The 14,890-nt window shown below is 61.5% G+C and carries 15 protein-coding genes; 13 read left to right on the top strand and 2 right to left on the bottom strand.

Annotation, left to right across the window (positions count from 1 at the left end):
- Positions 1–245, bottom strand: a 245-nt coding sequence (locus AC1DT3_RS00260) for an NIPSNAP family protein (protein WP_477463210.1), incomplete at its 3' end; no start/stop codon positions are given.
- A 78-nt stretch (positions 246–323) separates the two neighbouring features.
- Between AC1DT3_RS00260 and AC1DT3_RS00255 the strand changes: the two genes are divergently transcribed.
- Positions 324–1,541, top strand: coding sequence for an acyl-CoA dehydrogenase family protein (locus AC1DT3_RS00255; RefSeq protein WP_477463209.1), 1,218 nt, complete (start codon positions 324–326; stop codon positions 1,539–1,541).
- 21 nt (positions 1,542–1,562) lie between these two features.
- On the opposite strand, the gene AC1DT3_RS00250 is transcribed toward AC1DT3_RS00255, so the two are convergent.
- The gene (locus AC1DT3_RS00250; protein WP_477463208.1) at positions 1,563–2,444 is read right to left on the bottom strand and encodes an NmrA family NAD(P)-binding protein; all 882 of its coding nucleotides are present in this window, start codon (positions 2,442–2,444) and stop codon (positions 1,563–1,565) included.
- Between the two features lie 80 nt (positions 2,445–2,524).
- Between AC1DT3_RS00250 and AC1DT3_RS00245 the strand changes: the two genes are divergently transcribed.
- From AC1DT3_RS00245 to AC1DT3_RS00190, 12 genes are all read left to right on the top strand, one after another.
- Positions 2,525–3,439 (top strand): DMT family transporter, encoded by a 915-nt coding sequence (locus AC1DT3_RS00245; RefSeq protein ID WP_477463207.1) that lies wholly within the window; start codon positions 2,525–2,527, stop codon positions 3,437–3,439.
- 158 nt (positions 3,440–3,597) lie between these two features.
- Positions 3,598–4,353: an SDR family NAD(P)-dependent oxidoreductase gene (locus AC1DT3_RS00240; RefSeq protein WP_477463206.1), complete on the top strand. Its 756-nt coding sequence runs from the start codon at positions 3,598–3,600 to the stop codon at positions 4,351–4,353.
- A gap of 110 nt (positions 4,354–4,463) precedes the next feature.
- Positions 4,464–5,375 (top strand): SDR family NAD(P)-dependent oxidoreductase, encoded by a 912-nt coding sequence (locus tag AC1DT3_RS00235; protein WP_477463205.1) that lies wholly within the window; start codon positions 4,464–4,466, stop codon positions 5,373–5,375.
- A gap of 2 nt (positions 5,376–5,377) precedes the next feature.
- Entirely contained in the window at positions 5,378–5,794 is a 417-nt protein-coding gene (locus tag AC1DT3_RS00230) for a hypothetical protein (RefSeq protein ID WP_477463204.1), read from the top strand.
- On the top strand, positions 5,791–6,255 hold the full coding sequence (locus AC1DT3_RS00225; RefSeq protein WP_477463203.1) for a MaoC family dehydratase: 465 nt from the start codon (positions 5,791–5,793) through the stop codon (positions 6,253–6,255). The genes AC1DT3_RS00230 and AC1DT3_RS00225 overlap by 4 nt, the downstream gene beginning before the upstream one ends.
- 3 nt (positions 6,256–6,258) lie before the next feature.
- Positions 6,259–7,425, top strand: coding sequence for an acetyl-CoA acetyltransferase (locus tag AC1DT3_RS00220; protein WP_477463202.1), 1,167 nt, complete (start codon positions 6,259–6,261; stop codon positions 7,423–7,425).
- 10 nt (positions 7,426–7,435) lie between these two features.
- Positions 7,436–7,858 (top strand): Zn-ribbon domain-containing OB-fold protein, encoded by a 423-nt coding sequence (locus AC1DT3_RS00215; RefSeq protein ID WP_477463201.1) that lies wholly within the window; start codon positions 7,436–7,438, stop codon positions 7,856–7,858.
- 1 nt (position 7,859) lies between these two features.
- A complete protein-coding gene (locus AC1DT3_RS00210) occupies positions 7,860–9,095 on the top strand; it encodes an acyl-CoA dehydrogenase family protein (RefSeq protein WP_477463200.1) in 1,236 nt (411 codons plus the stop codon).
- Positions 9,096–9,116: 21 nt separating this feature from the next.
- Positions 9,117–11,213, top strand: coding sequence for an acetate--CoA ligase family protein (locus AC1DT3_RS00205; RefSeq protein ID WP_477463199.1), 2,097 nt, complete (start codon positions 9,117–9,119; stop codon positions 11,211–11,213).
- Positions 11,214–11,289: 76 nt separating this feature from the next.
- On the top strand, positions 11,290–12,087 hold the full coding sequence (locus AC1DT3_RS00200; protein WP_477463198.1) for an enoyl-CoA hydratase/isomerase family protein: 798 nt from the start codon (positions 11,290–11,292) through the stop codon (positions 12,085–12,087).
- Positions 12,088–12,143: 56 nt separating this feature from the next.
- Positions 12,144–13,307: an acyl-CoA dehydrogenase family protein gene (locus AC1DT3_RS00195; RefSeq protein ID WP_477463197.1), complete on the top strand. Its 1,164-nt coding sequence runs from the start codon at positions 12,144–12,146 to the stop codon at positions 13,305–13,307.
- Between the two features lie 26 nt (positions 13,308–13,333).
- Positions 13,334–14,890: a long-chain-fatty-acid--CoA ligase gene (locus tag AC1DT3_RS00190; protein ID WP_477463196.1), complete on the top strand. Its 1,557-nt coding sequence runs from the start codon at positions 13,334–13,336 to the stop codon at positions 14,888–14,890.

Genomic DNA, 14,890 nt, shown 5'->3' with positions numbered 1-14,890 from the left:
GTCTTGGGACCGAACGCAATCCATTCCGGATCAGCATAGAGTTTCGCCCGCAAATCGTCGCGCTGCTGCATGCTCTCGTACCCCCACATGGTGATGACTTGGTTCAGCGTCCCGATCTCCGAGACGAAGTAGCCGATCATCGGGAGGTATTTGGTATGCAGCGCCAACCCCTCCGCCTCGTAAAGGGCAAGGAATTCGTGCACCTTGCCGGGATGGAACGTGTAAGTGCGTTTTTCAACGATCATTCGAGCAGGCTCCTCGAGGCGGGTCCGGAAACCTCAGGCTAATCCGGCTTGCATTTAAATTCAAACGAATGTTAGAAAATGACAACCAAATATTCGCGTCAGGCCGGAAAAATAGACGTGACGGATACCGCGAATGCCAACACTTCGCCGGAGGGAAAAATGATCGCGCGCACCCTGTTTTCCGAAGAGCACGAGATGTTCCGTGAATCCGTCCGTCGGTTCATGGAACGCGAGCTGGCTCCGCACCATGAGGAATGGGAGGAAAAAGGAGAGGTCCCGCGCTGGGCATGGAAGAAGGCGGGCGAGCAGGGCTTCCTGTGCGTCGCCATTCCGGAAGAATGGGGCGGTGTCGGCGCGGACCGTCGTTATTCGATCATTCTGATGGAAGAACAGGCCCGGCTCAATCTGACCGGACTCGGATTTCCGCTCCATTCCGACATTGTCGCGCCCTACATCCACCATTACGGAACCGCTGAACAGAAACGCGCATGGCTGCCGAAGATGACGACCGGCGACTACATTGCGGGGATTGCCATGACGGAGCCGGGCGGCGGATCGGATCTGCAGGCGATCCGGACGACGGCGATCCGTGACGGCGATGATTACATCGTTTCGGGTCAAAAGACGTTCATCACCAATGGTCAGACGGCGGATCTCTTCCTTGTCGCCTGCAAGACCGATCGCAGTGAAGGCGCGCGCGGCATCAGTCTCGTGATGGTCGAAGCCGACCGCGTCGGGTTCGAGCGCGGCCGTCGACTCAAGAAGCTCGGCACCAAAGCGCAGGATACCTCCGAGCTCTTTTTCAACGACGTGCGCGTTCCGGCAACAAACCTCATCGGCGAGGAGGGCAAGGGTTTCGGTTACATGATGCAGGAACTCGCCTGGGAGCGCATGCATGTGGGCATCCAGGCAGTGTCATGTTGCGAGGCGGCGCTTGATTGGACCATTGAATATACGAAAAGCCGACGGGCTTTCGGCAAGGCGGTGATCGAGTTCCAGAACTCACGCTTCACGCTCGCCGAGATGAAAACCGAGGTGCAGGTCGGCCGGATATTCCTCGATCGCTGTCTCGAACTGGTGCTCGAAGGCAAACTCGACACGACCACCGCCGCGATGGTGAAATTGTGGACCAGCGAAATGCAGGGCAAGGTGCTCGACGCATGCCTTCAGCTTCATGGGGGCTACGGCTTCATGTGGGAATATCCGATCACCCGCGCCTACGCCGATGCGCGCGTCCAACGGATCTATGCGGGCACGAATGAGATCATGAAAGAATTGATCGGCCGCACACTCTGATCAAAACGTTCGTCATCGTGCCTAGGGCTGGACGAGTTCGCCTTTCCTCGCTTCGGCAAAGGCGCGCCAGCCAATCGGAGCGCGGCCGGTGACTGTCTGGACGGCGTCGTAGACGGCGTCGGAAAGCGGCATGGTGCCTGCCTCGATCGCTGTAACGCCACCAGCGAGGCTCGCGGCGTAGGTGGGCTCCATGCCCTGCCTGAGCAGGATCGGCAGAAGCTCGGCGGCTGCGCGCGGGCGATATTCCACCGGGCGCTGCGTCACCTCAGACAGGAGCGCCGCGACCCCAGCGAGCGAAAGCGCTTCGACGGCGAGGGGATAGGTTTGCCCGCCGTGCCTGTCCGGATCACGCAGAGCGGCCGCGCCGACGGCCGCAATATCCTCCGACGAGATCCAACTGACCGTACGATCGCCGACGAAATGCACGATACGGTCCGGCTTGTGCCGCAGGCCGGACCAGACGGTGTCCATGAAGAAATTGGGTCGCAAATGCGTAAATGTGAATCCCATCGACTCGATCGCGCGCTCGATCAGCTGGTGCCACCCGAAATGCGCATGCGGGGTGTCATCCGACGCGAGCGCGCCGAGATGGACGATGTGGCGCACGCCAGCGGCCTTGGCAGCGTCGAGCAGACGTTTGGAGTGGATCAGCATGTCCACCGTGTACCCTGTGATCAGGAAAACCGAATCGACGCCCGCGAGCGCCGGAGCCAATGTCTCGGGGCGATCATAGTCGAAGGGAACAGGGGAGAAGCCAGCATTGCGCAGCCGATCTGCGCTGGCGGAGCTGCGCGCTGCGCCGATCAACTCGATTCGGCCAGCTTTTGCGTCGCTCGCGAGGAGACGCATCGCTGCGCCGCCCACGGTTCCCGTGGCCGCGGTCACCAGAATTCGTCTCACCATGGTCGCTTCTCCCGCAGATCCGGCTTGATTTGTTGACAATTCTAACAAATGTTCGTTTTTATAACCAGCAAGGGCGGGCCATGTCCACCAATCAGACCGCCGCACGGATGCCTGCGCCTGGGCCGATCGAATATGTTCTTCTCGCGTCGATCAGCCTCACGTGGGGCACATCCTACATGTTCACCAAAATCGCGCTTGGTGCCGTCCCGCCGTTCACATTGATTGCGCTACGTACGTCGATTGCGATGCTCGCCATGCTGGTCGTGACGGCGATGCGTGGCGGCATGCGATTGAGCTGGCGCGATGTGGGCGCTTTCGCGGTCGTCGGCCTCGCAGTCAACGCGGCGCCCCTAAGCCTCATCGCGCTCTCCGTGTCCTATGTCCACTCGTCGGTGACAGCCACGACGATGGCCCTGGTGCCGCTGATCACGGCGCTCATGGCGACGGCTTGGGGTGAATATCCGACAGGGCGAAACTATGCCGGCATCGCGGTGGGATTGGTCGGCATCGTCGTCTTGTTCGGGCCGGAGGCTTTTCTCTCGTTTGGAGCCAGTGCGCGCGGGGCGACGGCAGCGATCGCCGCCGCCGTCGTGTTCTCCGGGTCGCTTTTCTCCTTGAGACTGGTCAGACAGCATGATCCGGTGACGGTGACGACGGCGTCGCTGATCGCCGCCGCGCTCTGGACGATCCCCCTCGCGCTGGTCCTCGAGGGGCCGCCGCTCACCTTTCCGCCCAACGATGTCGTGGGGGCGGTGCTCGTCTTGGCGCTGGTCAACACCGCAGCGTCGAGCATGCTTCTGTTCGCGCTGGTGAAACGCGCCGGCGCGACCCTGACGTCCTACAACAATTATCTCGTGCCGGCGGTCGCCGTGCTCTGCGGCTCCGTCTTTCTGGGAGAGCCGCTCACCGTCCAGAGCTTTGCCGGAGTAGCCTTGATGCTTGCCAGTGTGGCGATCTCGACCGTGAGATACCGCGCCGCTCCGGCACCGGTGTAAAACTGAACGTGCTGCAAAATCGAACGCGGTGGAAATCGATACTTGCGCCATTTTCGAACGAGTGTTAGTTTTTGGGAAGAAGCTGCCATAGTGCAGCGAGGTTACAGCCGGTCGCGCCCTGACTTGTTCGGTTCGGCTGGCTGAGGAGGAGGAAAGCGATGCGTCGTCTCGAAGGTAAGTTGGCCGTTGTCACGGGCGCGGGAAACGGAATTGGTCGCGCCAGTGCACTGCGCTTCGCGGCAGAAGGCGCGAACGTCGCCATCCTTGATCTGGAGGAAGAGAGCCTCGCCGCCACGGCCGAGAAAGCGCGCGAGGCCGGCGCGAAGGTGCTGGCGATTACGGGCGATTGCACCGATGAACAGGTCGTGACGGACGCCTTCAAGCGCATCTATGCGGAAGCCGGCTTTGTCGACATTCTCATGAACAATGTCGGACAAAGTGCGCGCGAGCGCGCATCGGAATTCTACGCATCGTCGTCCGATGTCTGGCGTTTCATTCTGAACGTCTCGTTGATGTCGACGCTGATCGCGTCGCGCCAAGTCGTACCCTCGATGCGCGAGGCTGGGCGGGGCAAAATCGTGAACGTCGCGTCGAATGCCGGTATGGCGGGCGAAATCGGGTTGTCGGAATACGCCGCAGCGAAGATGGGCGTGATCGGCTTCACCCGTTCGCTCGCGCGCGAACTCGCGCCGTTCAAGGTGAACGTCAATGCCGTTTGCCCCGGCGTTACGAAGACCCGCGTGATCGAGCGCATTTCCGATGAGATTCTCGAACAAATCCGCAAATCGATTCCCCTTGGTTTCTTCGCCGAGCCTGAAGACATTGCCGCGACCGCGGCGTTCCTGGCCAGCGACGATTCCCGCTACATGACCGGTCAGTCTGTCGTCGTTGACGGTGGTCGCTGGATGATCTGACGGACGAGCGGTCGCAAGGACGCCGATCTCTATCGAGCTAGCCGAGGCAGTCCGTCTTCAAATCGAACAAAAGTTTGAAATCAAAACATACCAACCAGAGAGCGCGTAGAATGGAAAAGATGCTGGAAAACAAGGTGGCGCTCGTCACGGGTGCGGGGCGCGGCATCGGCCGCGAAGTTGCCATGCTGATGGCGTCTTACGGAGCGAAGGTCGTCGTCAACGATCGCGGCGTCTCACTCGACGGCAACGACGAAACCGACGCTCCGGCGCGCGAAGTCGTCCGCGAGATCAAGGAGGCGGGTGGTGAAGCCGTCGCCGATTTCGGTTCGGTTTCCGAATCATCCCAAGCCCGCGCCATGGTGGATAGAGCGGTGGAGACATTCGGCAAGATCGACATCGTCGTCAACAACGCCGGAATCCTGCGCGACGCCATCTTCCACAAGATGACGGACGAGGACTGGGACTCGGTCATCAAAGTCCATCTCTACGGCAGCTACAATGTCAGCCGTGCCGCCGCGGAGCATTTCCGGAAGCAAGAGAGCGGAACCTTCGTCCACATGACGTCGACCTCGGGTCTCGTCGGGAATCCCGGCCAGGCGAACTATTCGGCAGCCAAGATGGGGATCGTCGGATTGTCGAAGTCGCTCGCGCTCGACATGGCGCGCTTCAATGTTCGATCCAACTGCATTTCGCCCTTCGCCTGGAGCCGCATGGTCGGCTCGATACCGAATACGCCGGACCAGGAGGAGCGCCTGAAAACCTTGAAGATGCTGACGCCGGACAAGACTGCCGCCGTCGCGGTCTTCCTCGCCAGCGATGCCGCGAAGCCCGTCAACGGGCAGATCCTGGCGGTGCGCGGCAATGAGGTCTTCCTGATGAGCCAGCCGCGTCCGTTGCGCTCGGTTCATCGTTCGGAGGGATGGACGCCCGAGACGCTCCGCGATCATCTGCTTCCCACGCTCAAGACGTCGTTCATCCCGCTCGAAATGTCGCGCGATGTGTTCTCCTGGATGCCGGTCTGACGATGGAAACGTTTCAGCGCTATGACGAAGTCGAGATCGGCGACGTCTATCCGGCGACGCCGCTGGCCTTCGAAGTCAGCGCCGCGGTGGTGGACGGATTTCTCGCCGCCACCGGAAACGATTCCGGTCTCTACGACGGCACCGGCGGGCGCCGGGCGCCCTCGATGGTGGCCTCGGTCTATCTGATCGATCTGTTGATGGCGCGGCGCTCCCCGCCGGGCGGCATCCATGCCAAGCAGGCCATCCGGTTTCATCGCCCGCTCACCGTTGGCGAAACTCTCGGAATACAGGCCCGTGTCGTCGACAAATATGTCCGCAAGGAGCGGCCCTATGTCGTCTCGGATTTCGAGGCGCGCGGCAGCGATGGAAGTCTCGCCGCCAGCGGTCGCATCACCTCGATCTGGGGGAAGGATCAATGAGCCCGGCTCCCTCTCGCCTGACGGCAGGCGCCGCGCGAACAGCGGGCTCTCTCGTCGTGGGAGAAAAACTCCCTGTGCTTAGCCGGCAGATCACCCAAAGGATGATCGACGACTACGCGAAGGCATCCGGTGATTTCAACCCGATCCACGTCGACCCCGAATTCGCCCGCACGGGCCCGTTTGGCCGCACCATCGCGCACGGTCTCATGACACTCGCCTTGGTCGCGCAGCTGTTGAACACGTGGAGCGATGGCGTCTTCGACGCGTGCGGAGAGATCGACATTACGTTCATTGGTCCGGTTTTCGCCGACGATACGCTAACGATTTCGGGAGTGGTCGAAGAAATCGTTTCTCGCGAAGCCGGAACGGCCGCGCGCATCAGGCTGATTTGCACCGCCGGCGAGCGCCAGGTCCTCGCCGGTACCGCCACGCAGCCCTTTGAATCGACAAGGAAAGCATGAATCATGGCGCGTGAAGCAGTGATCGTGGGCATCGGCGATGTCCCCCTGAAGGACGGAAAGGTGGTCGGCGGAGGTTCCGTCCTGCAGGTCCAAGCGCGCGCGGCAAAGGCGGCGATGGACGATGCGGGCATCGCCATGCGCGATGTCGACGGGCTGCTTGTCGCGGGCCTGTGGGGCGTGCCTGGACCCGGTCAGCTGCCGTCCGTGACATTGGGCGAGTATCTCGGCATTTTTCCGCGTTTCGCCGACACCACGAATATCGGCGGATCGGCCTTTGAAGCACACGTGGCGCACGCGGCCATGGCCATCGAAGCCGGTTATTGCGACGTGGCTCTGATTGTCTATGGCAGCACGCAGAAGAGCGAGCGCAGCCGGACGCTCGGCGGCCGTCCTTCCATTCTCACCATGCAGTTCGAGAATGTCTGGGGGATTCCACAGCCTGTCGGCGGCTACGCTCTCGCGACGATGCGCCATATGCATGAGCACGGCACGACGCAGGAGCAATTGGCCGAGATCGCGGTCGCAACACGCAAATGGGCGAGCCTCAATCCGGCCGCGACGATGCGCGATCCGATCTCCATCGACGACGTGATGAAATCCACCCCCATCTCGGATCCGCTGAAACTGCTCGATTGCTGCCTTGTCACCGACGGCGCGGGCGCGGTGGTCATGACGACGGCCGACAACGCAAAGGCGCATGGATGCCGGGCGATCAACATTCGCGGTTACGGTGAGGCTCACACCCACTGGAGCATTGGCGCGATGCCAGATCTCGCGCGCTTGACCGCCGCCGAAATGTCCGGCCGGGCCGCGTTCGACATGGCAGGCATCACTCACGATTCGATAGACGTTGTCGAATGCTACGACAGCTTTACCATCACCGTTCTGATGACGCTCGAAGCCCTCGGCTTCTGCGAGCGGGGCGCCGGCGGCCGTTTCGTCGCCGGACAACGCACCGCACCCGGCGGTGCATTCCCGCTCAATACCAACGGCGGGGGGCTGTCGTATTGCCACCCTGGCATGTACGGCATCTTTCTTATCATCGAAGCGGTGCGGCAGCTTCGAGGGGAGGCCGACGATCGCCAGGTCGAAGGCGCCAAGACGGCGCTTGTCCACGGAACCGGTGGGACATTGTCGTCCGGCAGCACCGTCATCCTCGCAAACCATTGAGGGCTTCGCGATGTCCGATAGCACGAACTACGAAAAGCCCATTCCCGTCATCGATCCTGGCACCCGGCCGTTCTGGGATGCGACGCGCGCGCATCGCCTGTCGATCCCGCACTGCCTGTCCTGCGGCAAGCATCATTTCTATCCGCGCGAATTGTGCCCGCACTGCCACTCAGCCGATCTCGAATGGACGGATGTCAGCGGCAAGGGCGAGATCTATTCCTACACGATCGCGCGCAAGCCCGCGGGTCCGGTCTTCGCTGCCGACGTTCCGTATGTCATCGCGATGATCGCCCTTGATGAGGGTCCGCGCATGCTGACAAATATCGTGACGGATGACGTCGAGACGGTGCGCATCGGTGATCGGGTGACGGTTCATTTCGATGACGTGACGCCGGAAATCACCTTGCCGAAATTCACGCTGGACAAGGCCTGAGATGAAATCGACGCATGTCCCCGAAGACATTGTCGCGGTCGGCGAAAGCCTGATCCGCTTCGTCGATCAGGTGATCGTTCCGTTGGAGGACGCCAACAAGGCGCTCCTGTCGAGCGAGCGCACGATCTTCGACGAATTGGGACGTTTCACTCCGCAGGTGGAATCTTTGAGGCGCGAGGTGCGTATGCGCTCCGCCGAACAGGGATTCTACACGATGTTCGGGCCCGAAGAGATCGGCGGTGGTGGCCTCGGACCGCTGGCGGCGGTCTATCTCAATGCGCTCTTGTCGAGCCATTGCGGTCCGGGACGCGTTCTCGTTCATCCGGTCGTGATCCCGTCGCCGTTCACGAATGGATTGTCGCCTGTTCTCAGGAATCTCGATCCAGCGCTGCGTGATCGTTATCTTCCAGGCCTTGCGAGCGGCGACAAGACTCTCTGCTTCGGCTTGAGCGAGCCCGATGCCGGCTCCGACGTGTTCGCGATGAAGACGCGTGCCGTCCGCGACGGCGACGGTTGGATCATTACCGGCTCCAAGCAATGGATCACCAACGGTCCTTACGCTGATTACGCGATGATATTCGCCGTGACAGATCCGGAACTCGCAGCACAACGCAAAGGTGGGATCACCGGTTTCTTCGTCGATACGAAGTCGCCTGGCTTTTCCGCCGTCTCCACCATTCCGATCATGGGACAGCTCGGAGCAGAGATCGGAATTCTCGCTTTCGATGGATTGCGCGTCGCGGACGACCACCGATTGGGTGCCGTCGATCAGGGATTGAAGGTCGCGCTGCAGGGCGTCAACACTGGTCGACTCGGTCTGTCCGCGACCTGCATCGGTCTAGCGCGCTGGGCGCTCGTCCAGGCAGTCGAATACGCAAAGGTCCGCAAGACGTTCGGCTTGCCGATCGGCGAGCATCAGGCGGTGCAAATCCTGATCGCAGATAGTGCGGCGGACATCTATGCCGCGGAGACCATGCTGATCGATTGTGCGTTGAAACTCGAGCGTGGAGAGCGCGCGCTCGCCGAAACCTCCATGGTCAAGCTGCATTGCACGGAGGCGGCCAACCGCGTCTTCGATCGCTGCATGCAAGTTCATGGCGGCATGGGGCTGACGAACGAACTGCGTCTCGAGGCGGGCTACCGATTCACCCGCTCCATGCGCATCCCCGACGGCACCAGCGAAATCCAGCGACGTACCATCKCCCGCGACTTGATCGCAAACGGCGTCAGTTTCTGAGGCGCACGAAGAATGAAGCACATGATGGCCAACAGTCTCGACAGTCTCTTCCGCCCCCAATCAGTGGCGATTCTCGGCGCATCGGATGACGGCAACCGCATTTCGGGGCGCCCGGTGCGCTATCTTCTTGAAGGTGGCTTCAAGGGCCCGATCTACCCGGTCAATCCGAACCGCGAGACGGTGCAAGGCCTCAAGGCCTATCCGACACTCACCGCGGTGCCCGAGGTGCCGGACATCGTGCTGATCGCGGTGCCAGCCGGCCTCACCGAAGCGGCAGTCAAGGAATGTATCGAGAAGGGGGTGCGCGGCGCGGTCATTTTCTCCGCTGGCTATGCCGAGAGCGGCGAAGAAGGCCTCGCCATTCAGAAGCGGATCAGCGACGTGGCGCGAGCGGGAGGGTTGCGTCTGCTCGGGCCCAACTGCCTCGGCATCTTCAATCCGCAGATCGGATTCTACGGCACGTTCACGCAATCCCTCGACAAGGAGATGCCAAAGCCCGGGCCGCTCGGCATCATCAGTCAGAGCGGCGCATATGGCTCGCATATCGCCTACCTGGCGCGCCGGCGCGGCATCGGCATCAATTATTGGATCACGACGGGCAACGAAGCAGATATCGACGTTTCGGAATGTCTCGAGTGGATGGCTGCCCAGCCGGATATCAAAGTCATCATGGCTTATGTGGAAGGTGTGCGCGACGGTGCGCGCTTTCGCGCAGCGTTGGAACTCGCTCAGAAGAATCGCAAACCGATCGTCATGATGAAKGTCGGTCGATCGGCTGTCGGCGCGAAGGCGGCGAGTTCGCACACGGCGTCCCTGGCCGGCTCCGATGCGATCTATGACGCGCTTTTCCGTCAATACGGTGTGCACCGCGCCGCGACGACCGAAGAGCAGATCGACGTGGCCTATGCTTGCGCCCGCGGAATCTTCCCGCAAGGCAATAAGCTCGGCGTCGTCACCCTCTCGGGCGGAGCCGGCGTCTTGATTTCCGATTCCGCGGAGCAGCACGGCCTCGATGTCGCGCCGATGCCTCCTGCCGCGCAGAGGAAGCTCAAGGAATTGCTGCCCTTCGCGTCGGTGGAGAATCCGGTCGATACGACGGCGCAGGCGCTGAACGACATGAATCTCCTGGCCAAGAATTTGGAGGTCATTCTCGACGAAGGCGGTTACGACGCGCTCATCGGCTTCTTCTCGACAGTCCCCAACACGCGCACGCTTTCAGGGCCGTTGAAGAAGGCGATCGCCGACGGTTGCGCTCGGTTCCCGGATCGGTTGATCGCACTTTCAATGATCGGTGACGACGATGTGGTGCGATCCTATGAAGAGAGTGGGTTTCTGGTCTTCGAGGATTCCGACCGGGCCGTTCTCGCACTCTCGGCGTTGACGCGTTTCGTCGGATCCTTCGACCGAAGGGCCGCCGCAGGGCCGGTATCCGCAGCCAATCCGCTGGGCGGTGGGGCGCTGTCCGAACATGCGGCCAAATCCCTGCTGGGCAAGGCGGGCATCCCGTTTCTGAACGAGCATCTCGTGACGAGCGCGGACGAAGCCGCGGCCGCGGCTGGTTCCACCGGATACCCGGTCGTGATGAAGATCGTTTCACCCGATATCGAGCACAAGACCGAAATCGGCGGCGTCCTTGTCGGCCTGACGGACCAGGCTGGCGTGACCGAAGGCTTTGCGACGTTGATGGCGCGCGCGGCGCAGCATCGCCCGGATGCAAAAATCGAGGGTGTGCTCGTCGCGCCGATGGCGAAGAAAGGCGTCGAGACCATCATCGGCGTCAGCCGCGATCCGGTCTTTGGCCCCGCCGTCATGTTCGGCCTCGGCGGCGTCCATGTCGAGGTCTTGAAGGACGTGACGTTCCGGCTCGCGCCATTCGGCAAGGAAGAAGCGCTGCGCATGATCGACGACATTCGCGGGCGCTCGCTGCTTTCGGGCGTCCGTGGCGCGCCGCCATCCGATATCGACGCGTTGGCGGATGTGCTGGTCAACGTTTCGCAATTCGCGGCCGCCCATGCGGACGACGTCGAGACGATCGATCTCAATCCCGTTCTCGTGCTGCCGAAAGGCGAGGGCGTCGTCGCGCTCGATGCCCTCGTCGTGCCACGACGCGGGACTTGAACTGAGGATTTTTTCGAACTACTGTTAGAAAACAATGCGGGACAGGATACCCTCCCGCAACTCCCGGGAGGATCAGATGGTGGACTACTCAGCCTACAAGTACATCAAGTTCGACAAGGCCGGGCGCACGATGACAGTGACGTTCAACAAGCCTGAAGTGCTGAACGCCATGACGGCTGCCATGCACGAGGAGACCTCGCGGGTTTTCTACGATCTCGGCATGGACCACTCCATCGACGTCGTGATCCTGACCGGCGCGGGGAAGGCCTTCAGCGCGGGCGGCGATATCGCCGGCATGCAGGAAATGTACGACAAGCCTGAAATGTTCGAGCTTTCGATCATGGAAGCCAAGAAGGTCGTATTCGGCATACTGGATTGCGAGAAGGTGCTGATCTGCAAGATGAACGGCGACGCGGTGGGTCTGGGCGCGACGATCGGACTCTTCTGCGATGTGATCTTCGCGGCGGATCACGCGCGCATCGGCGACCCGCACGTTCGCGTCGGCTTGGCCGCCGGTGACGGTGGCGCGGTCATCTGGCCGCAGCTGATCGGCTATGCACGGGCCAAGGAATATCTCCTGACTGGGGACCTCATCAATGCGAAAGACGCCGCCGCGATGGGGCTCATCAACTACGCCGTGCCGGCGAGCGAACTCGACGAGAAGGTCGACGCCTTCGCAAAGAAGATCGGATCCGGCGCGATGAAGTCGATCAAGTGGACGAAGACGGCCATCAATATCGGCCTGAAGCAGCTCGCCCACTCCATGATGGATACCTGCATGGCCTATGAGGCTCTGTCGAACCGCACCGGCGATCATCTCGAAGCGATCAAGGCGTTCAGTGAGAAGCGCAAGCCGGTCTTCACGGGAGCCTGACCGGGGCTGAACCTGCGGCAAGAGCAAAGCGCAGAACCGCGCACCGGGAGGAAGATATGGATTTCGGCGAACCCGAATATATCGGCATGCTTCGCGAGAGCATTCGACGCATGCTCGAGCGGCACGCCCCTCGCGAGCAGATGGCGAAGTGGGACGAGGAAGATCGGGTTCCGCGCGCGCTGATGGACCAGATCCGCGATCTCGGCGTCTGCGGCATGACGGTGCCGGAGGAATACGGCGGCACCGGTCGCGATGTACTTGCCACAATGGTGACGGTCGAAGAGCTTTCGCGACGCTCCATGGTTATTGGCACGCTCTTCCTGATGAACGCGTGCTACGGCAGCATGAACATCCTTGCATCTGGAAACGACGAACAGAAGCAACGGCTGTTGCCGCGCCTCGCCAATGGTGAACTTCTCTTCGCTTATGGTCTGTCCGAGCCGGATGTCGGCTCCGACTTGGCAAGCGTCTCGACACGCGCCGAGCGCAAGGGCGACAAGGTCGTCATCAACGGCAACAAGCGCTGGTGTTCGGGCGCCGAAATCGCCGATTATATTTACGCCCTGGTGCGCTCCGGAGAACCCGGGGCGCGCTACAAGAACCTCTCCCTCGTGCTCATCCCGCCGACGGCAAAGGGCGTGACGATGCAACACATTCCGGCCCTCGGGGCGCGGGGACTGAACACCAACGACGTGACGTTCGACAATGTCGAGATTCCGATCGAGGATGTTGTGGGCGGTGAGGAAGGCTGGAACCAGGGCTGGTCGAAACTCGCCGGCCCGGCCCTCGAAGTCGAGAAGCTGGAAGTCGCCGCCATGGCGTTGGGAATCGCTGCGCAAGCCGTCGACGACGCCTGGGAATATTCGCAGCAGCGGCGCCAGTTCGGCCAGCGCATCTGCGCCGTACAATCGATCCGCCACATGCTGTCGGACGTGCAGACCAAACTCGCCTCGGCACGGCTCATGCTCTACCGCGGCTGCTGGCTCGCAGACAACAATCTGCCTTGCAGCGTCGAGACATCCATGGCCAAAATGTTCGTCTGCGAGACCGGACTGGACATTGTTCTCACCTGCCAGAAAATCATGGGCGCGTATGGCTATGCCCGTGGCTTCGATATGGAACGTCACGTCCGCGACATGCTGTTGATGCCGATCATTGGCGGATCAACGGCGATACAAAAGAACAACATCGCCAACCGCATGGGCTTGCCGAAGGCCTGAAGCACCGGCGAAAGGGAGGCGACAGGATGATCGAAACACTCGGTGACATTGTCAGGAACAACGCGCACAAATTCCCGGCCGAGACGGCCTATGTCTATGGCGATCGCCGCGTCACGTTTCGGGAGCTTCACGATCGGTCAAACCGCTTGGGGGCGGCGCTCTACAACAAGGGTCTGCGGCCGCAGGATCGGGTGTCGATCCTTTCGCAGAATACGTTGGAATTCATGGAGGTATACGGTGCTTGCGAGCTCGCAGGGTACATCGCGGCAACCGTCAACTTTCGCCTCGCGCCGCCGGAACTGATCTACATCCTGACCGACTCGACGCCGCGCATTCTGATCTTTGAAGCTCAGTACGCCGAGAAAGTCGAGCAGATCAAAGCGAGCCTGCCGCACATCGAGAGCTATGTCTGTTTCGGCGGAACCGTTCCGGAATGGGCCGAGGACTACGAGACCTTTCTTGCCACCGGCGAAACCGCCGGTGCACCGACGCGGCCGCTGCCCGACGACATCATGCACCTGATCTACACCAGCGGCACGACCGGGCGGCCGAAGGGTGTGATGCGCAGCCATCGCGGCGATATCGCCATCGCCCAGCTCATGGCGACCGAGCTCGGCCTGATCGTGTCTGATCGGCTGCAACTCATGATGCCGGTCTTTCACGTCGGCGCACGGTTCCTCCAACTCGGCGTCCATCTGCGCGGCGGCAGCGTCGTGTTGCATCACGATTTCAAGCCGCCTGAGATTCTCGACGCCATCGTGCGCGAAAAGGTGACCATGACTCATATGGCGCCGACGATGGTACAGGCGCTGCTCAATCAACCTGAGATCGAGAAAGCCGATCTCTCCGCTCTGCATACGATTTGCTATTCGGCCGCGCCGATGCCGGCGCCGCTCTTGCGGCGTGGCTTGAAGCTCCTCGGGCCGGTCTTTCTCCAGCTGTACGGCATGACCGAGGGTGGGGGAACGACTTTGCACAAACGGCAGCACAAGCCCGATGGAACGCCGGCGGACATCAAGCGGCTCGGATCTATCGGTCAGGCCGCTCCCAACGTCGACGTGAAGATCGTCGACGACGAAGGACGGGAGCTGCCGGTCGGCCAGCCCGGCGAGATCCTCACCCGCACGGCGAGCCACATGGTCGGCTATTGGAACAACAGCGCGGCGACGATCGCCGCGCTTCGCGACGGCTGGTACCACACCGGCGACCTCGGCTACCTCGACGATGAGGGTTTTCTCTATCTGGTCGACCGCAAGAAGGACATGATCATCTCGGGTGGCGAGAACATCTATTCCCGCGAAGTCGAAGAAGCGCTGGCCAGCCACCCCGCCATCCAGGACGTCGCGGTGATCGGCGTGAAGGACGAGTACTGGGGCGAAACGGTACGCGCGGTCAGCGTACTCGGTGACGGCCACACGGTGACCGAGAGCGAGCTGATCGAATACTGCAAGACGCAGATCGCCAGTTACAAGAAACCGAAATCGATCGTGTTCGTCGACGATCTACCGCGCCTGCCGAGCGGAAAGATCAACAAGGTTATCTTGCGCCAGCTCTATGGCGATGCCGGCACGAAGGGCAATTGA

The sequence above is a fragment of the Microvirga sp. P4_G7 genome, assembly GCF_056401005.1.
The sequence above is the reverse complement of the archived record's forward strand: the minus strand, read 5'-3'. Positions and strand labels throughout refer to the sequence as shown.